Raw genomic sequence first — 16,698 nt, forward strand, 5'->3', positions numbered from 1 at the left:
CATCAGAAATTCGAATGTCCAAAGGGAGGAGAAGACATGAACCGTAGACAATTCCTGCAGGTAACAACCGCAGCACTGGTGCTTTGCGCCGGTCAGGCCTATGCCGATCCGATGGCGGATGCGAAGGCCGTCGTCGACAAATATGCAACCCCGGTCACCAAATGGGACGGCCCGACCACCGGTCCGAAGGCGCAGGCCGGCAAGACCATCGTCGTGCTCGCAGGCGACCTCAAGAACGGCGGCATTCTCGGCGTCAGCAACGGCGTCGAGGAGGCGGCAAAGGCGATCGGCTGGCAGGTGAAGGTCCTCGATGGCGCGGGCTCCATCGGCGGCCGCACGGCAGCCTTCGGTCAGGCGATAGCGCTGCAGCCTGCCGGCATCATCATCGATGGCTTCGACGCCGTCGAACAGGCCCCGGCACTGGAACAGGCGAAGGCAGCCAAGATCCCCTTGGTCGCCTGGCATGCCGGCCCGACCATCGGCCCCGACGACAAGAACGGCCTGTTCGCCAATGTCAGCACCGACGCCATGGAAGTCTCGAAGGCAGCCGCCGATTGGGCATTCGTCGATGCCAAGGGCAAGCCGGGCGTCATCATCTTCACCGACTCCACTTATGCGATCGCCATCGCCAAGGCGGACAAGATGAAGCAGGAGATCGAGCGGCTCGGCGGCAAGGTGCTCGAATATGTCGACACTCCGATCGCAGAGACGTCGCAGCGCATGCCGCAGCTCACCACCTCGCTGCTGCAGAAATACGGAGACAGCTGGACACATTCGCTGGCGATTAATGACCTTTATTTCGACTTCATGGGTCCTTCGCTTGCCTCCGCCGGCAAGAGCGGCACCGATGCGCCGATCAATGTCGCAGCTGGCGACGGTTCGCAATCGGCCTATGAGCGCATCCGTGCCGGCCAGTTCCAGAAGGTCACAGTGGCTGAGCCGCTCAATCTCCAGGGCTGGCAATTGGTCGACGAACTCAATCGCGCCTTCGCCGGCGAAAAGTGGTCCGGCTACCTCTCGCCGCTGCATGTCGTGACGGCAGACAACATCCAGTCGGACGGCGGCCCGAAGAATACCTTCGATCCGGACAACGGCTACAAGGACGAATATAAGAAGATCTGGGGCAAGTAATCACGCCCGGAATAAAGCAAGGGCCCTTCAACGGGGCCTTCATTCTGCTCTCTGGCGTCAGCAAAACCCGGCTATGGAATGTCGGGTTTTGTGGCGCACCTGTCATAAGCGCCGCTGCCTATACGGATGCATCTATGTCGTGATCCATCCGCCATCCGGCAGCCAGGATCAAAGCTGATCTGGCTTTCTATATGCATCACGGCTTTTGGAAGTCAGCCGCGATGGAGTAGATTGTTTATCCCAAGAGAGTGCCAAATGGCGCGGATTTCTCGACGTTAGAAGCATAAGGGGTTTTCCGCCACGAGATGCGCGGCGCTATTTTGATGGCCGAGCTGACGGAAATGCCTATTCGTTTCGCAGGCAACAATGGCCTCCCTCAGCATTTCAGGGCAATTCAATACTCGAAGATCGCAAAATCCCATAAACCACCGCTCGTCGGCGATGACGTTCAATGTAATGAGAACCATGGCAACGGTTCCGCCTTTGAACTCTGATACCGAAAAGGCACCCGGTCGAACGAAAATCGGAGGCCGGGTATTCAGCATATGCTCGTATTCGGCCTTGCCTATTTCAAACCACTCACCTGCGTAAGCCGTGTCGATGTAGTGCTTCTGAAAAGATTGCTGATCATAACGATTTAATAGGACCAAAATATCGGAACGACTGGCAACTCTTGGGAAAACTTTACGAAATGGCGGATGACTCAACATCGTAATCGCACTTAACAAATTCAACCAGCTGGGTGTCCCGTGCAGTGACCACCTGCTCGGACCAAAATAGTAAGAGCGATAAACTAGATCGGCAGACGAGCATTTCAAGGAAATTGAAACGGGCTGAAACGTCGATGGGCTTCGGTGCCGACGATATATGCATTCAGCCTTTCACGATCCGATGTTGTCGTCCGCACCTGCTGGAATCGGAACACAATCAACAGCGGGGTAGGTTGCAGGTTTGGCGGTTTCGCTGGCAAAGGTTAAGGCGCGCGACTGCTATCGCGGGCAATCAGCTGCGGGGAAATTTTAACATTGCCCGCCTGCTCTACTCCATCGAGGATATCCAGGATCAATTGCGCAGTCCGCTCGCCGATCTCGCGCGCAAAAGCGTTGATCGTCGTCAATGTCGGCACGCAGACCTCTCCGATCTCATAATTGCCAAAACCGCCGATGGAAAAGCGATCAGGCACAGGAATTGCGAGCCGACGACATTCGGTAAGTGCACCGTAGGCGGCAAGGTCAGAGACACAGACGATGGCGTCCGTGTCGGGATAGAGCCCGATCAGCTTCGCCATGGCGTCGGCGCCTTCCCGCATCGAGATCGGCGGCGATCCGGCTGCGATTAATCTCGACGCATCAAGGCCATGCGCCTGCATCGCCGCAATGAATCCCAGCCTGCGTTCGCTGCCGCGTGAATCTCGCTGAACATCACCCCCGATGAAGGCGATGCGACGACAGCCGAGTGCAACGAAATGATCGACCATATCGCGCATGACGGCCCTGTTCGAAAAACCGACATAGTGGCCGATCGGATCTGTCGGGATATCCCAGGTCTCGATCACGGGGATCGCAACGGTCTGCAGAAGTCTGCGAGCGCGCTCCGTATGCGTGCCGCCGGTCACGACGATCGCCTGCGGCTTGCGGCGAAGCAGCTGCTCGATCAGCCGCTCCTCCTCCTCGACATTGTAGTTCGTGTAGCCAAGCAGGATCTGCATGTCCCGCTTGGACAGGGTGTCCGAGAGGCCGCCGACCGTATCCGCGAAATTGGCATTGTTGATGGAAGGAATGGTGACGGCAACAAAGCCAGACTTTTGCGAGCGCAGATTGGAAGCCGTGCTATCGAAGACATAGCCCAGCTCCTCCGCCGCCTTCAGGATGGCTTCGCGTGTCTCCGGGCTGACCAGGCTGTCGGCCTTGAAGGCGCGCGACACCGTCATGGGAGAAACTCCCATGACGCGGGCTATGTCTGCCATGGTAGGCGTTTTGCGATCGTTACTCATCAATGGCCTATGTTATCGTTACCATCAGAGTAATATGCCTCTTCCCAGAATGGCAAGAGGCGGTTTCAGGTATCCCGCCATGCGAGCAAAACGCCACTGGCGCTGCGCATCGGAAAGCGTCGTCCGATGGGGGTCTATAGCTGGAACTCATGTGCCAGCGTCACATGATGATGGATGCGTCCTTCGAAAAAGCGCGAGAGAACCTCCTCCGTCGCCGCCCGTGCCTCGGTGCGCGCCGGGCTTGCAAGGGCCTTCTCCACGGCGGCCATGTCCGGATAGTTCACGGCCAAAATCATCGGGAACTCCGGGGCGCCTTCATCGCGCGCCTCAGCAAAGGTAACCCGCACGTCGAGGGCACCCGGAAACTGCTTCCACTTCGGCAGGATGGTTTCCATGACAGCCGTTCGAAACGCCTCTGCCTCCCCTTCCCTGACCTTGCCTTCGAATAGTGCATATCGTGTAATCATCCGGCGATCTCCTTGTTCGGCCCTTTGAAGAATTCCATCAATGCAGCCTGATCTTCACCGCCGAGCCCGGACGCCGTCAGCATGCGGTGTATCTCGGCACAGACGGCCGTCAGCGGCATGGCGGTATTGGTCCTACGGGCCAGATCCTGAGCGCCGTTCAGATCCTTGACCATATTGTCGATCCGGCCGGTGCGGCGATAATCCCTGGCGACATAGCGCGGCATATATTCCTGCAGAATGGCACTGTCGGCCCGCCCGCCCTTCAGCGCCTGCGGGATTTTCGCTGCATCGACGCCGGCATCGAGCGCCAGTTGGGTGGCTTCCGCGACGGCGAGGAAATTCAACGCGCAAAGAACCTGATTGATGAGCTTCGTCGTCTGGCCCGCACCGACAGGACCCATATGTGTATAGTTCGAGGCCACATGGCGCAGGACTTGATGCGCGTCCGCGACATCCTGCTCGCTGCCGCCGGCCATCAATGTCAACTGTCCGATCAAAGCCTTCGGCGCCCCACCGGAAAGCGGGCTATCCACCCAGCGCAATCCCTTTTCTGCCGCTTCGGCCGATAGTGCCTTCGTCGCATCGGGATCGATCGACGACATATCGATGATCAGCGTGCCTGCTCTTGCACCTGCGGCAACACCTTCGGGTCCGAATACGGCGGCATGGACGATCCTCGGGGAATTGAGGCTGAGGACGACAAAATCGGAAATGGCTGCCGCTGCGGCCGCACTGGCGGCAGCCGTAGCGCCTTTTGCCGTCAGAGCCGCAACCTTATCCTTGTCGAGATCGAAAACCGTCAGCTGATTGCCGGTCTCCGCCAGGCGAGCGCCGATCGCTCCGCCCATTGCGCCTGCGCCGATCAGCGCTACCTTGTTGCTCATAATTGCGTTTCCTCCAAGCTTGCAATGATGGCCGCAACGACGACATCCAGCGGCCGATCGATATCGACGGTGATCGCGAGTTCGTCGGCTCCGGGCGGCTCGAGCGCGGCAAATTGGCTGTCAAGCAACGCCGGCGGCATGAAATGATCGCGCCTTGCCTGCAGACGCCTCAGGATAGTTTCCCTTGAACCGGCGAGATGGATGAACGAAACCGGCGCACCGACAACCTCGCGGATCCGGTCGCGATAGATGCGCTTCAGTGCCGAACATCCGATCAGCGCCGTATCATCCGCCAAAGCCAGGCATTGACCGATCTTGTCGAGCCAGGGCCATCGATCGGCATCCGTCAAAGGAATGCCGGCACTCATCCTGGCAACATTGGCTGCGGGATGAAGATCATCCCCATCGACATAGATGCCGGCAAGGCGCTGCGCGAGCGCTAAGCCAACCGACGACTTGCCGCAGCCGCTGACGCCCATGACGACGAAGCGGCGCAGTGCCGCGCCATCAGAGTGAAGCTGTGATGCCGCCGTCGACATAGAGCACATGACCGTTGACGAAGGAGGAGGCATCGGAGGCAAGGAAGATGCAGGCGCCGACCAATTCGTCGACGCGGCCCCAGCGGCCGGCCGGCGTACGCTTTTCGAGCCATGCCGAGAAATCCGCGTCGGCAACGAGGGCTGCGTTCAATGGCGTATCGAAATAACCGGGCGCAATGGCGTTGCATTGCAGCCCATGCTTGGCCCAGTCCGTTGCCATGCCCTTGGTCAGATTGCCAACGGCACCCTTGGTTGCCGTATAGGGCGCGATCGATGGCCGCGCCAGCGCCGTTTGCACGCTGGCGATATTGATGATCTTTCCGGCGCCGCGCTTGATCATATGCCGCGCGACCGCCTGGCCGACATTGAAGACGCTCGAGATGTTCGTGCGCAGAAGCCGCTCGAAGGCATCGGCGGGAAAGTCCTCCAGCGGTGTGCGAAACTGCATACCGGCATTGTTGACGAGAATGTCGATTGCACCGATCTCAGCCTCAAAGGCATCGACAGCCTGACGCGCGGCCTCGTGATCAGTGGCGTCGAACGGCAGCACATGCACCTTGCCTGCAAAGCCTTCAGCCGCCTTGGCAAGTTTTTCCTTGTCGCGACCGTTGAGCACCAGTTCGGCGCCAGCAGCCGCAAGACCCCTGGCGAGCGCAAGCCCGATACCTTGGGAAGAACCCGTCACCAGGGCGCGCCGCCCTTTCAGATCGAAAAGACCAAGAGACATCGTTTCCTCCGTTTTTTATCTCGACAATGGTCGCCTCCCTTGTTTATGTTATCGATAACATTTGATGTCAAGGGAGGACGTGTAAGATGAACAAGCCACCGATCCTGCAGATTGGCCCCTATCCACAATGGGATCAAGAGCCACTCGACGCGGCGTTTCAGGTTCATCGCTATTTCGAGGCTGCCGACAAGGAAAAATTGCTCTCCGAGGTCGGACCATCGATCAGGGGCATTGCTACGCGCGGCGAGCTTGGCGCCAATCGCGCCATGATCGAGGCCTGCCCTAAGCTGGAAGTCATTTCCGTTTATGGCGTCGGCTTCGACGCCGTCGACCTGCAAGCCTGCCGCGAGCGTGGCATTCGCGTCACCAACACGCCCGATGTCCTGACCAATGACGTCGCAGATCTGGGGATTGCGATGATGCTCTGCCTGTCGCGCGGCATGATCGGTGCGGAAACATGGGTGCGTGACGGCAGCTGGACCGAGAAGGGGCTTTACCCGCTTAAGCGCCGCGTCTGGGGACGGCGTGCCGGCGTGCTCGGTCTTGGCCGCATCGGTTTCGAAGTTGCCAAACGCCTGAAGGGCTTCGACATGCAGATTGCCTATTCGGACGTCGAGGCGAAAGCTTACGCCTCCGACATGACCTTCGTGGCAGATCCCGTCGAGCTCGCGACACAATCGGATTTCCTGTTCGTTACGCTCGCCGCTTCAGCCGCGACACGGCATATTGTCGGTGAGAAGGTGATCGAGGCCCTCGGCCCGGAAGGCATGTTGATCAACATCTCCAGAGCCTCCAATATAGACGAGGAGGCACTGCTTGACGCGCTGGAGACCGGCAAGCTCGGATCGGCCGCCCTTGACGTCTTCGAAGGCGAGCCGAAGCTCAATCCGCGGTTCTTGGCGCTGAACAATGTGCTGCTGCAGCCTCACCATGCCTCCGGCACGGTGGAGACACGCAAGGCCATGGGTCAGCTGGTGCGCGACAATCTCGCCGCGCATTTCGCCGGCCAGGCTCTGCCGACACCCGTTCTTTGAGGAGAAAGACATGAAGGCCATCATCGCCCACGCCGCCAAGGATGTGCGGATCGAGGACTATCCGGAGGAAGAACCGGGCGCGGGAGAAGTCAAGCTTAAGCTCGCAACCGGCGGCGTCTGCGGCAGCGACCTGCATTACTACCATCACGGCGGCTTCGGCACCGTGCGCCTGAAGGAGCCGATGATCCTTGGGCACGAGGTCAGCGCTACCGTGACCGCGCTCGGGCCTGGCGTGCAAGGCCTCGAGGTCGGCCAGCTTGTTGCCGTTTCCCCCTCCCGCCCCTGCCGGACCTGCCGCTACTGCCTGCAGGGGCTGCCCAATCAATGCCTCAACATGCGCTTTTATGGCAGCGCCATGCCCTTCCCGCACATCCAGGGTGCGTTCCGCGAGACGCTCGTCGCCGATGCCATCCAATGCGTGCCGGCCGATGGCCTGACGCCGGGTGAAGCGGCCATGGCGGAACCCTTGGCCGTCACGCTCCACGCCACCCGGCGCGCGGGCGAGATGCTCGGCAAGCGCGTTCTCGTGACCGGCTGCGGCCCGATCGGCGTGCTCTCGATCCTGGCCGCACGCCGCGCAGGTGCCGTCGAGATCGTGGCGACCGACCTTTCGGATTTCACTTTGTCGCTTGCCAGGCAAGCGGGCGCCGACAGGGTCATCAATACGAAGGACGAGCCCGAAGCGCTTGCCGCCTATTCTGCGGACAAGGGCACTTTCGATGTGCTCTACGAATGCTCGGGCGCTGCTGCTGCCCTTGCCGGCGGCATTGCGGCATTGAGACCGCGAGGGATCATCGTCCAGCTTGGTATCGGCGGCGACATGAGCCTGCCGATGTTGGCGATCACGGCCAAGGAACTGGAATTGCGCGGCTCTTTCCGCTTTCACGAGGAGTTTGCCGTCGGCGTCGATCTGATGCGCAAGCGTCTCATCGATGTGCGGCCGCTCATTACCCATACGGTACCGCTTGCCGACGCGATCAGCGCCTTCGAGATCGCTTCGGATCGAAGCAAGGCCATGAAGGCACAGATCGCCTTCACCTGAACTGAAAGCGGCGCGAAATCCATCCGATCGAAAACGAAGATGGATTTCGCGCTCTCATCCGATCTAGTCGAGATCGGCGCCGATAGCATCAAGGGCAGCGCGGGCAACTTGCTCGTCCTGCTCTCCGGAACCCGAACCGACACCGATACCGCCGAGAAGCGTGCCGCCGACACGGATCGGCAAGCCTCCGCGCAAACCCGTCATCCCGCCATGGGTAGCGATTGCCAGCGGCACTCGCGCATGTTCCGGCAGCGAATGGCTCGGCCCGCCGATGGAAGCAGCCGTCTGCGCCTTGGCGGTGGCGCTTTTCAGCGACTGAAAACGCGAACCGCGCATGCGGAAAGAACCAAGCATCACGCCGGATTGATCGACGATGACGATGCATTGCGGCTGCCCCATCTGCGAAGCAGCCGAGATCGCAGCGGTCAACAACGTCATCACCCCTTCGTCGCTCAAGACACTCGACGTCAGAACATGGCTCATGCACTATCCTCCCGACTTGCGGACTCAATTGAATATGTTATCGATAACACATCGATCTCTCGATGTAACCTTATGGGAGGTATTGTTACAATGTCGTTCTTCGAGACCATGGATCCAGCCTTCGGGAAATTTGTTCTTGGCAATGCCCCCGTCAAGCAGATCACCACCGGTTTCGACTGGGTGGAAGGGCCTGTCTGGTTCGGAGATCTGAACTGCCTGCTCTTCTCCGATATTCCCAACAACCGCATCATGCGCTGGATACCGGGACTCGGCACCAGCGTCTTTCGCGAGCCTTCGAATTTTTCGAACGGCCATACGCGTGACCGGCAGGGCCGGCTTGTGAGCTGCGAGCATGGCGGCAGGCGCGTGACGCGCACGGAATATGACGGATCGATCACGGTCATCGCGGATCGCTATCAGGGCAAACGCCTGAATTCTCCGAACGACGTGATCGTCGCCTCGGATGGCGCCATCTGGTTCACCGATCCGCATTACGGCATCGCGACGGATTACGAAGGATACAGGAATGAGCAGGAGCTGCCCTGCAATGTCTATCGCGTCGATCCCGCCGGCTCCATGCAGGCGGTCCTGACGGATTTCAACTGCCCGAACGGGCTCGCCTTCAGCCCCGACGAGAAGAAGCTTTATGTCGCCGATACCGGCCGTATGCATGGTAACGATCCGCAGCATATCCGGGTCTTCAATGTCGGCGAAAACTGGCGGCTGTCCGGCGGCGAGGTATTTCATGTGATCTCACCGGGCTGCGCTGACGGCATGCGACTCGACAGCGATGGCAATCTCTGGTCGTCGGCAGCGGACGGTGTCCATTGCATCGCGCCAGACGGTCATCTCATGGGCAAGATCCTGGTGCCGGAAACGGTCTCCAACCTGTGCTTCGGCGGACGCGGCAAGCACAAGCTCTTCATGACGGGAACCACCAGCGTCTACGCGATCTCGCTCAATCGAAGCGGCGCACTTTAATGCCAAGCTGCGATCGCACTCGGAAACGATCCGTAGAGCGCCGCCGCAATGAGACAGCTTTATCGAGGCTCCGGAAAAGGCAGCGCTCTTGGGCCGCATGGACACCGGTAGAGAGGCCTATAAACGGAAATGCTGCAACGACAATCGCCGGGATCATCTGGCGATTGTCGCTGTCGGATGGTGGAATATCAACGCAAGTCGGCTTGCGGTACGGAACGCGCTGCCACATGTGCGATCGACGCAAGATTGGCGGACAAGGTGCGTTCTTGCCTGCGCGCAGCGTCCTGCAGCAGCTCCGCCATCCGGGTGACGGATATGCGATCTGCGCGCATGACCTGGCGGATCAGCGGATCTTTAAGAACTTCGGCGATCGTCAAGTCCCTTTGGGTCATGGTTACCTCCTGTTCGTTAGCCCAGAAGATAGACCGCTTAATTAGCACTGCGATGTCAAAAGCCGGACAAAAACAAGGCAGTTCGTTCGATTTTGTTACAGATTAATCGCAAATCGATTGCGGCGACATATTCCCAAAATACAATAGGACCCTAGTTGTCGGCTAAGGAAGGGTTGATCAATTGCGATCAGCCTAAGTGGGAGGGCCGTTTGCTCCGCGAACGCGCAACTTTTTTGCAATAATTTAGACCATAATTTTGCAACTTTTGCGTTTATAGTCTCGCGATGCTGGAGGCTCTATAGTGTAACACCAATGATTGGCCGCGCGATGTACTCAGATCAGTCCACAGAAGACGAGCGTCTCATCTATCATGCAGATCTTCTCAGCCAGCTCTCCAATCCCAAGCGCCTGGAGGTCTGTATTCATCTGTCCGGCCATGAGGAAGATGTGAACAGTCTGGCCAAGAAGCTGGGCATATCGCAATCGGCACTCAGTCAGCACCTAACCCGCCTGCATCATTCCGGTATCGTGAAAGTGCGCCGCCAGGCGCAGTTCAGATATTATACCTGCGATCATCCCGGTGTCCTGCAGATTTTGAAGACACTTGCCGGGATTTTCGATGCAGAACTCAAGCCGGCGAGATCGACCACCGGCGATAACGACGATCACGACGAAAAATCATGACATAGCGTCGATGCGGCTTTGCTGGTTTCGGCCACCAAATGCAATTTCGGATGCCGATGGATGGCGTAGGCACGATATGGCCCGACCGCAATTGCTCAAACGCCGCGCCTGTTTCCCCAGATGATCACATGCAATTGCGGTAGCACCCTTGCTTCGAACCATCGGTCACTACCGACCTTTTCCACAAGCCAGCGCATTCGCTCGACAATGCCGTCGATATCGACAAGGGCATCTTCCGCATCGGCTGGCGGCGGCGTGTGATTGCCGGGCTGCAGATAAACAGGCAGATGTGAATAGCGAGCGGCCGCCTCTCGCGCATATTCATAGTCGAGATCATCGAATATGACGATCTTCAGGGCGATTTGCGGCCTTTCGCCTGCCATGCGCAGACAATCGTCGAAAGCGGCCCAATCCGTCGCCATGCCGCTTGATGGCGGCTTCGGGCTGAGCACAAGCACGTCAAGTTCGGCAAACCACTCCTTGGCCAGGCTGGCTTGCGTCTCCAGCGCGAAACGATATCCCTCGGCATGACCGCGGGCAATCAGCTGGCCGAGCGGCTGGATGGCGGGATTGCCGCCGGAAAGCGAAATGGTGAGCGGCTTGCCGCCGGAAAGTCTCGTCACCTCTTGCCAGATCTCGTCGACCGACATCGACCGCCATTGGTCGCGATAGTCGCTATCGACCGCATGCAGTGTATCGCACCAGGAGCAGCGATAATCGCAGCCGCCGGTACGAACAAAAATCGTGGGAAGGCCGATCAGGATCCCCTCGCCCTGGATCGTCGGCCCGAAGATCTCGCTGACGCGAATGCGCGCTTCGCTCATGGCCGGTATTCCGCCCAGGTCTTCGGCGTCTCGCTGACCCGCACGGCAGAAGTCTGCGGCAAGCGTCCCTTGCACCAGTCATAGAAATGTTTGGCGAGATATTCCGACGTAACCCGATCATGCCCCAAGACGTCATTCAGATGGCGATGATCGAAGGTCTCGTCGATGTAGCGCTTCAGCGGCTGTAGCTCGTGATAGTCACGCACGAAGCCGTTCTGGTCGAGCTCTGCGGCCGAAAGCTCCACCACGACGATATAGTTGTGCCCGTGCATGCGCGCGCACTGATGATCGTCAGGCAGATGCGAGAGTTGATGCGAGGCGGAGAAGTGGAATTCCTTGGTGATGCGGTACATCACTTCACCTCGTCGGCCGAAAAGCCTGATGTCGCGGCAACCCAGAAATCGGCATCCTCGTATTCGGTCGGATCCGCAATGCCGGCGAGATGAAAGGCTTCGCGCCGCTCGACGCAGGTGCCGCAGCGGCCGCAATGACGTTTCCCGCCCTTATAGCAGGACCAGGTTTCGGCAAAGGGGGTTCGATGCCGGGCACCGTCGGTAACGATATCCGCCTTGGAAATCGTCACATAGGGTGCGTAAAGCGAAACGCTGGCATAGCCCTCAAGCGCATGGTTCTGCATTTGCTGAAAGGCGTCGATGAAACCCGGCCGACAGTCGGGATAGATGAAATGATCGCCGCCATGAACCGCAACGGCAACCGCATCCGCCTTTTGCGCGGCCGCAAGCCCGAAGGCGATCGCGAGCATGATCGCATTGCGGTTCGGCACGACCGTCGCCTTCATGGTTTCCTCGGCATAGTGCCCGTCCGGCACCTCGATGTCATCGGTGAGCGCCGATCCGGTCAAGTGCTTGCCGATGGCGGTGATGTCGATGATCTCATGCGATACGCCGAGGCGCCTGGCGCAGGCTGCAGCGAATTCCACTTCCTTGCGATGCCGCTGGCCGTAGTCGAAGGAGACGAGTCCGATAAGCTGATGTTCGGCTGCGACCTTGTGGGCGAGCGAAACAGAGTCCAATCCGCCGGAGCAGATGACGATAGTCTTCATAATGTATGATCCCTTGTTTTGACCGGGTGGGCTGCGACCGGATTTCATGGCTTTTCGAAGCCACGGCCGGGTCTCTAGCAGCGGAACCGGGAGGAAACAAGGCACCCCACATCATTTCATGAAAGCACGCCGACACCTATCGGCGTGCTGCCCTATTCGCGAGGCCGTCAGCTGACACCCGCAAACTTCCCGGAAATATTCAGATCCGGATAGTAACCTGCCGGCTTGCCGCCGACCGTTTGACCGCCGGTCAGGCTGCCCTGAATCTCCGATCCGAAGAAGGAATAAGGGAAAATTGGCTGCAGGGCGCTGACCTCGTCCAGACGCCGTCGCAGCTCGGACGGTATTTGAAATTCCAGGGCGCCGAGATTGTCCCTCAGTTGTTCCAGTTTCGTAGCACCGATGATGATCGAGGCAAGGCCAGGCTGGGTCATCGCCCAATTGACCGCCACCTGCGCCATGCTGCGGCCAAGCTCGGCTGCCACCTTCTCCAACTCGGCGACGATCGCCCAGTTGCGCTCGTTGAATTTCTGGAAGCCGGGATTGGTGGTGCCACGCACCGTTTCGAGCCGGCCGGCGGTCTCTCCTTTGCTGCTTGGATGATATTTACCGCTGAGCAGACCGCTCGCAAGCGGGCTCCAGGCCATGATGCCGGCGCCGTAACGCGTTCCGAACGGCACGAACTCATTTTCGATGTTGCGCTCGGCCAGCGAATATTCGAGCTGAAGGGCTGAGATCGGCTCGTAGCCGCGATGTTCGGCGACTGCCTGGGCCCGGCTGGCGTACCATGCGGGAACATCGGACAAGCCAATGTGGCGCACCTTGCCCGCGCGGACGAGGTCGTCGAAGGTGCGCATCACCTCCTCCGGCGGTGTCAGGCGATCCCAGCAATGCATGAGGTAGAGATCGATGTAATCCGTGTTGAGCCGCTTCAGCGACCCCTCGACGGCTCGCAGGATATTCTTGCGGCCATTGCCGGCCGCATTCGGCGTTTGTGCGGTAAGGTTCATGGTGAATTTGGTTGCGATGACGGCATCGTCACGCAAGCCCCGCTCAGCGATGAACTCACCAAGCCAAGCCTCGGACGTGCCGCCCGTATAGGCATCCGCGGTGTCGAAGAAATTGCCGCCGGCATCGACATAGGCATTGAAGATCGCCCGCGCCGCCGCCTTGTCTGCCCCCCAACCCCATTCGGTGCCGAAGGTCATGGTGCCAAGGGCAAGCCGCGTTACCTTCAGCCCACTATTGCCCAGCGTGTAAAATTCCATGGTCATCGCTATGCTCCTTTTTGGCTAACCGGGCTGTGTTCGGCGCCCGAACAGGCCCGCAACGATGCGATGTGTTTAGGTTCGCTGTTCTCGAGCCATTCGATAAGATCATGTAATTCGCATGCATTATGCGATACTGTGCAGCAATGGATCGCGATCTACTGACACATCTGCCCATCGTCGCTGCCGTGGCCCGCCGCGGCGGGTTCGCCGCCGCCGCCAGCGAATTAGGCATGAGCGCATCGGCCGTCAGCCATGCCGTTCGGCTGGTGGAAGAACGGCTCGGCCAGCCGCTGTTTGCGCGCACGACACGCAGTGTAGCCTTGACAGAGGCCGGCAAGAGCCTGATCGCCACCATCACCCCAGCACTGCAGGACATTCACGAACGCATAGAGCGCATCAAGGCCGTCAAGGGCAGACCAAGCGGTCTGTTGCGCATCAATGCTGCCCGTATCAGCCTGCCGCTGACGCTCACCCGCGTGATCGCGGCGATGGCCGAACGCTATCCCGAAGTCGAGGTGGAGATCTTCTCCGATGAAAGGCTGACCGATATTGTCTCCGAGGGTTTTGACGCCGGCATCCGCGTCGGCGAAATGATCGCACAGGACATGGTCGCCGTTCGCCTCACCCCTCCTTTCCGATCCGTCGTCGTTGCTTCGCCAGAGTATATCGGGCGCTTCGGGCGTCCAAACACGCTTGCGGATCTCTCCGGCCATAATTGTATCGGCTATCGCCTGATCCGCTCCGGAGGCCTCTATCAATGGGAATTCGTCGAGGATGGGCGGGATGTCGCGGTGACGGTAAAGGGCCAGGCGATCGTTACTGAATCGCATTCGGCGATAGAACTGGCCATTGCAAGCGTAGGATTGGCTTATGTCTTCGAGCCGCTGGTGAAGGCGGAGATCGCATCCGGCAGGCTTGTTCAGCTTCTAAGCGATTATGCGGTGACGGAAGCAGGCCTTTTCCTCTACTTCCCCCGTCGTGCCGAACTGGCGCCGAAGCTCAGGGCCTTCATCGACACAGCACGACAGGTCAATCGTTGAGTCGGCTTTCGGCTAGGTAAAAATGCCATTCGGTTCCTATCGACACGCTAACGAATGGTCAAATCGCGCAGGCATTGTACCAAATACGCACGAAATGCAGCGCTGGATCGCGATCCGGGTGAATCGCGATTGCCGTCTCTCATGGCACTCGGCAGTCATAGTGTGAAAGCTTCGCCAATGGGGACATGCAGGAGTTCCACGGCATTCGCCATCACCGCCTGCCAGTTCGATTGCCAGCTTCCCGGTCTGAATGAGGAACTCGTGCAAGATATTTCGAAAAGAAAGCCGCCTAGCCCGATCGATATCGAAGTCGGCAAACGTATCCGCGCACAACGGCGCCAGCTGGGCATGAGCCAATCGGCGCTCGCCGAAAAACTAGGCCTCACGTTTCAGCAGGTTCAGAAGTATGAAAAAGGCACCAACCGTGTCGGTGCAAGTCGCCTGCAGCGTGTTGCCGACTGTCTCAGCGTCCCGATTTCACATTTCTTCGACAACACGGCTTTCGACAATCCTATGTCGACCGATGAGGCACGAACGATCCGCAACGACCTCGTCGGCTTCCTTTCCTCCGAAGAAGGTATCGAGCTCAACCGAGCCTTTGCAAAGATCAAGGATGCAAGGACCCGCCAGAAGATCGTGGGCCTGCTGAAGTCGCTGGCCCTGACTTAGGCAATTCCAGGAAAGATGCGCAGCAGCTTTCCGTCCGCACTCATACAAAAACAAGGTGATGGAGCTGTTTGACGGCTCCGTGAAACGTCGAACCGCCTCGCTCTACATCACGTGGACAGCCTATCGCCTGCCCATGCTATCAACTTGTGATGCGTGGCGTGCGAATAACCTTCAGGAACAGCGCGTTCATCGCATCGGTGATACCCTGCGTCGGGCTGACCTCGAAATAGAGGCCGGGTGATGCGCAATTCTGCAAATCAGTGCCAATCTGCGATTGGAACGGTGCGATCCATTGGTTGTACCAGCCATTTGTCGGCAGGGGAAAGTAGGTCGTATAAAGAATGGCGATCTTGATGTTCTGGTTTTTCAACGGTTGACAGAAGGAATTGGCGAGCGGCTCCTGACAGCGCCCACCGGTTGTCGGCTTGGTGCAGGTGTTGGGCTTGTAGCTGTCGCCAACGCCGTCGGTGACAAGGAAGAGAACCTTCTGGCGATCGGTACTGGTCGTGCCGCTGCCGCCTGTTCCGATGATCGGCCCGAGCTGCGTCAGCATTGTATCGAAGCTCGTATCCTGGTCGTTGTTGTAACTCTGTCCTGGAACAGTCATCAGGTCTACCGCACCGGTGGTACTCTTAACCTGCGCCATATCGGATGACAGCGACGATACGTTGGTCAAGCCAATGGTCTTGGCGTCAGCACCAAATGTATAGACAGCCATTCTGTATTGATCGGGTGTCACTCGATTGGTCACAGCGGTATCCGTAAGCGACTGCGTCGCCTGCCGCACGACGCCGATGCGGGTCTGGACGCCAAGATTCTTTGCAAGATTGTAGTAATTGTTTTGCGTCGTAGTATCGTGGCAAGCAAAGGCGCATTTGTCTGACGTGTTTGCCACCATTGTCTGAATATCGGTCAGCGTTGCACCGATCCCCATGGATGGCGTGTTGTCCAGCAGCATGTAGAAATCGATGAAGTTCGCCGTCTGATACTGTGCAGATGCCGACCCGCTGACGGGAATGGATGTTTTTCCGATGACCTGGCTCAACGTCGTCGGCACGTTCGCCGAAAAATTGACCGTCGATGAGACGATATTTCCCGTGCGCGTTACCGCGGCGCTGACGCTGACCGGTATGTTCTGGAGATCGCTTGATGCCTGGCCGAGAAAGAGCTTGTTGGCGTCGCTTTGACCGATAGTGATGGTACCGTCGCTCGTCATGGCCATGGCAGCCGCAACCGCCGGAGATGAATCTGCGATTGCGCCCACCGCAGCCGCGTCGGCGGCATTTTGTAACTCCGTTCTGACAAGCATCGCATCGGTGACATCGAGCGCCAAACCACCCACCGCGATCAACGGAACGGCAACCAGTGCTGTCGTGATTGCGAAATTCCCCGACCGGTCCGCAAACAGCATCCCTGAAAGCTTGCCCAATGCGCCGAACGACTGCGGATAGATCCTGAATCTCTTCACGAGAAA

General features: G+C 58.7%; 20 protein-coding genes. 7 read left to right on the plus strand and 13 right to left on the minus strand.

Annotated elements, in window-relative coordinates; genetic code table 11:
- Nucleotides 1–36: 36 nt before the first annotated feature.
- Nucleotides 37–1,131 carry a substrate-binding domain-containing protein gene (locus ABOK31_RS27245; protein ID WP_174171790.1) on the plus strand — a complete coding sequence of 365 codons (1,095 nt, stop codon included), beginning with the start codon at nt 37–39 and terminating at the stop codon, nt 1,129–1,131.
- 275 nt (nt 1,132–1,406) lie between these two features.
- On the opposite strand, the gene ABOK31_RS27250 is transcribed toward ABOK31_RS27245, so the two are convergent.
- The 6 genes from ABOK31_RS27250 to ABOK31_RS27275 form a co-directional block, all read right to left on the minus strand.
- Nucleotides 1,407–1,865 (minus strand): DUF1419 domain-containing protein, encoded by a 459-nt coding sequence (locus tag ABOK31_RS27250; RefSeq protein ID WP_350019290.1) that lies wholly within the window; start codon nt 1,863–1,865, stop codon nt 1,407–1,409.
- A gap of 239 nt (nt 1,866–2,104) precedes the next feature.
- Entirely contained in the window at nt 2,105–3,124 is a 1,020-nt protein-coding gene (locus ABOK31_RS27255; protein ID WP_174171792.1) for a LacI family DNA-binding transcriptional regulator, read from the minus strand.
- 134 nt (nt 3,125–3,258) lie between these two features.
- On the minus strand, nt 3,259–3,591 hold the full coding sequence (locus ABOK31_RS27260) for a hypothetical protein (RefSeq protein ID WP_174171793.1): 333 nt from the start codon (nt 3,589–3,591) through the stop codon (nt 3,259–3,261).
- The gene (locus tag ABOK31_RS27265; RefSeq protein ID WP_174171794.1) at nt 3,588–4,475 is read right to left on the minus strand and encodes an NAD(P)-dependent oxidoreductase; all 888 of its coding nucleotides are present in this window, start codon (nt 4,473–4,475) and stop codon (nt 3,588–3,590) included. Before ABOK31_RS27265 ends, ABOK31_RS27260 begins: the two co-directional genes overlap by 4 nt.
- A complete protein-coding gene (locus ABOK31_RS27270) occupies nt 4,472–5,014 on the minus strand; it encodes a gluconokinase (protein ID WP_174171795.1) in 543 nt (180 codons plus the stop codon). Before ABOK31_RS27270 ends, ABOK31_RS27265 begins: the two co-directional genes overlap by 4 nt.
- Nucleotides 4,983–5,741, minus strand: a complete 759-nt coding sequence (locus tag ABOK31_RS27275; protein WP_349959904.1) for an SDR family oxidoreductase — start codon at nt 5,739–5,741, stop codon at nt 4,983–4,985. Before ABOK31_RS27275 ends, ABOK31_RS27270 begins: the two co-directional genes overlap by 32 nt.
- Before the next feature lie 86 nt (nt 5,742–5,827).
- Here ABOK31_RS27275 and ABOK31_RS27280 point away from each other — a divergent pair, with 86 nt between their 5' ends.
- Both ABOK31_RS27280 and ABOK31_RS27285 read left to right on the plus strand, forming a co-directional pair.
- Nucleotides 5,828–6,775 carry a 2-hydroxyacid dehydrogenase gene (locus ABOK31_RS27280; RefSeq protein WP_349959905.1) on the plus strand — a complete coding sequence of 316 codons (948 nt, stop codon included), beginning with the start codon at nt 5,828–5,830 and terminating at the stop codon, nt 6,773–6,775.
- A 10-nt stretch (nt 6,776–6,785) separates the two neighbouring features.
- Nucleotides 6,786–7,817: an L-idonate 5-dehydrogenase gene (locus tag ABOK31_RS27285; RefSeq protein WP_349959907.1), complete on the plus strand. Its 1,032-nt coding sequence runs from the start codon at nt 6,786–6,788 to the stop codon at nt 7,815–7,817.
- A 63-nt stretch (nt 7,818–7,880) separates the two neighbouring features.
- On the opposite strand, the gene ABOK31_RS27290 is transcribed toward ABOK31_RS27285, so the two are convergent.
- Nucleotides 7,881–8,300, minus strand: coding sequence for a heme-binding protein (locus ABOK31_RS27290; protein ID WP_349959908.1), 420 nt, complete (start codon nt 8,298–8,300; stop codon nt 7,881–7,883).
- 90 nt (nt 8,301–8,390) lie between these two features.
- Between ABOK31_RS27290 and ABOK31_RS27295 the strand changes: the two genes are divergently transcribed.
- A complete protein-coding gene (locus tag ABOK31_RS27295; RefSeq protein WP_349959909.1) occupies nt 8,391–9,281 on the plus strand; it encodes an SMP-30/gluconolactonase/LRE family protein in 891 nt (296 codons plus the stop codon).
- Nucleotides 9,282–9,469: 188 nt separating this feature from the next.
- Here the strand turns inward: ABOK31_RS27295 and ABOK31_RS27300 are convergent, their stop codons facing one another.
- On the minus strand, nt 9,470–9,673 hold the full coding sequence (locus ABOK31_RS27300) for a hypothetical protein (protein WP_174171801.1): 204 nt from the start codon (nt 9,671–9,673) through the stop codon (nt 9,470–9,472).
- Between the two features lie 327 nt (nt 9,674–10,000).
- On the opposite strand from ABOK31_RS27300, the gene ABOK31_RS27305 reads away from it, so the two are divergent.
- A complete protein-coding gene (locus tag ABOK31_RS27305) occupies nt 10,001–10,357 on the plus strand; it encodes a metalloregulator ArsR/SmtB family transcription factor (RefSeq protein ID WP_092719518.1) in 357 nt (118 codons plus the stop codon).
- Nucleotides 10,358–10,452: 95 nt separating this feature from the next.
- Here the strand turns inward: ABOK31_RS27305 and queE are convergent, their stop codons facing one another.
- From queE to ABOK31_RS27325, 4 genes are all read right to left on the minus strand, one after another.
- On the minus strand, nt 10,453–11,181 hold the full coding sequence (gene queE, locus ABOK31_RS27310; protein ID WP_349959911.1) for a 7-carboxy-7-deazaguanine synthase QueE: 729 nt from the start codon (nt 11,179–11,181) through the stop codon (nt 10,453–10,455).
- Nucleotides 11,178–11,534, minus strand: a complete 357-nt coding sequence (queD, locus tag ABOK31_RS27315; protein WP_174171803.1) for a 6-carboxytetrahydropterin synthase QueD — start codon at nt 11,532–11,534, stop codon at nt 11,178–11,180. The genes queE and queD overlap by 4 nt, the downstream gene beginning before the upstream one ends.
- On the minus strand, nt 11,534–12,244 hold the full coding sequence (queC, locus tag ABOK31_RS27320; RefSeq protein ID WP_174171804.1) for a 7-cyano-7-deazaguanine synthase QueC: 711 nt from the start codon (nt 12,242–12,244) through the stop codon (nt 11,534–11,536). The genes queD and queC overlap by 1 nt, the downstream gene beginning before the upstream one ends.
- A 167-nt stretch (nt 12,245–12,411) precedes the next feature.
- Nucleotides 12,412–13,518 carry an aldo/keto reductase gene (locus ABOK31_RS27325; protein ID WP_349959913.1) on the minus strand — a complete coding sequence of 369 codons (1,107 nt, stop codon included), beginning with the start codon at nt 13,516–13,518 and terminating at the stop codon, nt 12,412–12,414.
- 140 nt (nt 13,519–13,658) lie between these two features.
- Between ABOK31_RS27325 and ABOK31_RS27330 the strand changes: the two genes are divergently transcribed.
- Together ABOK31_RS27330 and ABOK31_RS27335 are read left to right on the plus strand one after the other, a co-directional pair.
- Nucleotides 13,659–14,555 carry a LysR family transcriptional regulator gene (locus tag ABOK31_RS27330; protein WP_349959915.1) on the plus strand — a complete coding sequence of 299 codons (897 nt, stop codon included), beginning with the start codon at nt 13,659–13,661 and terminating at the stop codon, nt 14,553–14,555.
- Nucleotides 14,556–14,816: 261 nt separating this feature from the next.
- On the plus strand, nt 14,817–15,224 hold the full coding sequence (locus ABOK31_RS27335; RefSeq protein ID WP_349959916.1) for a helix-turn-helix transcriptional regulator: 408 nt from the start codon (nt 14,817–14,819) through the stop codon (nt 15,222–15,224).
- Nucleotides 15,225–15,363: 139 nt separating this feature from the next.
- On the opposite strand, the gene ABOK31_RS27340 is transcribed toward ABOK31_RS27335, so the two are convergent.
- On the minus strand, nt 15,364–16,635 hold the full coding sequence (locus ABOK31_RS27340; RefSeq protein WP_349961330.1) for a pilus assembly protein TadG-related protein: 1,272 nt from the start codon (nt 16,633–16,635) through the stop codon (nt 15,364–15,366).
- Nucleotides 16,636–16,698 lie beyond the last annotated feature (63 nt).

Source organism: Rhizobium sp. ZPR4 (assembly GCF_040215725.1).
Taxonomy (GTDB): domain Bacteria; phylum Pseudomonadota; class Alphaproteobacteria; order Rhizobiales; family Rhizobiaceae; genus Rhizobium; species Rhizobium rhizogenes_D.

What these genes read in the sequence shown, in the direction of transcription:
- ABOK31_RS27245 (WP_174171790.1), top strand. Translation starts at nt 37, where the DNA reads ATGAACCGTAGACAATTCCTGCAGGTAACAACCGCAGCACTGGTGCTT.
- ABOK31_RS27255 (WP_174171792.1), bottom strand. Translation starts at nt 3,124, where the DNA reads ATGAGTAACGATCGCAAAACGCCTACCATGGCAGACATAGCCCGCGTC.
- ABOK31_RS27260 (WP_174171793.1), bottom strand. Translation starts at nt 3,591, where the DNA reads ATGATTACACGATATGCACTATTCGAAGGCAAGGTCAGGGAAGGGGAG.
- ABOK31_RS27265 (WP_174171794.1), bottom strand. Translation starts at nt 4,475, where the DNA reads ATGAGCAACAAGGTAGCGCTGATCGGCGCAGGCGCAATGGGCGGAGCG.
- ABOK31_RS27270 (WP_174171795.1), bottom strand. Translation starts at nt 5,014, where the DNA reads ATGTCGACGGCGGCATCACAGCTTCACTCTGATGGCGCGGCACTGCGC.
- ABOK31_RS27275 (WP_349959904.1), bottom strand. Translation starts at nt 5,741, where the DNA reads ATGTCTCTTGGTCTTTTCGATCTGAAAGGGCGGCGCGCCCTGGTGACG.
- ABOK31_RS27280 (WP_349959905.1), top strand. Translation starts at nt 5,828, where the DNA reads ATGAACAAGCCACCGATCCTGCAGATTGGCCCCTATCCACAATGGGAT.
- ABOK31_RS27285 (WP_349959907.1), top strand. Translation starts at nt 6,786, where the DNA reads ATGAAGGCCATCATCGCCCACGCCGCCAAGGATGTGCGGATCGAGGAC.
- ABOK31_RS27290 (WP_349959908.1), bottom strand. Translation starts at nt 8,300, where the DNA reads ATGAGCCATGTTCTGACGTCGAGTGTCTTGAGCGACGAAGGGGTGATG.
- ABOK31_RS27295 (WP_349959909.1), top strand. Translation starts at nt 8,391, where the DNA reads ATGTCGTTCTTCGAGACCATGGATCCAGCCTTCGGGAAATTTGTTCTT.
- ABOK31_RS27300 (WP_174171801.1), bottom strand. Translation starts at nt 9,673, where the DNA reads ATGACCCAAAGGGACTTGACGATCGCCGAAGTTCTTAAAGATCCGCTG.
- ABOK31_RS27305 (WP_092719518.1), top strand. Translation starts at nt 10,001, where the DNA reads ATGTACTCAGATCAGTCCACAGAAGACGAGCGTCTCATCTATCATGCA.
- queE (WP_349959911.1), bottom strand. Translation starts at nt 11,181, where the DNA reads ATGAGCGAAGCGCGCATTCGCGTCAGCGAGATCTTCGGGCCGACGATC.
- queD (WP_174171803.1), bottom strand. Translation starts at nt 11,534, where the DNA reads ATGTACCGCATCACCAAGGAATTCCACTTCTCCGCCTCGCATCAACTC.
- queC (WP_174171804.1), bottom strand. Translation starts at nt 12,244, where the DNA reads ATGAAGACTATCGTCATCTGCTCCGGCGGATTGGACTCTGTTTCGCTC.
- ABOK31_RS27325 (WP_349959913.1), bottom strand. Translation starts at nt 13,518, where the DNA reads ATGACCATGGAATTTTACACGCTGGGCAATAGTGGGCTGAAGGTAACG.
- ABOK31_RS27330 (WP_349959915.1), top strand. Translation starts at nt 13,659, where the DNA reads ATGGATCGCGATCTACTGACACATCTGCCCATCGTCGCTGCCGTGGCC.
- ABOK31_RS27340 (WP_349961330.1), bottom strand. Translation starts at nt 16,635, where the DNA reads ATGCTGTTTGCGGACCGGTCGGGGAATTTCGCAATCACGACAGCACTG.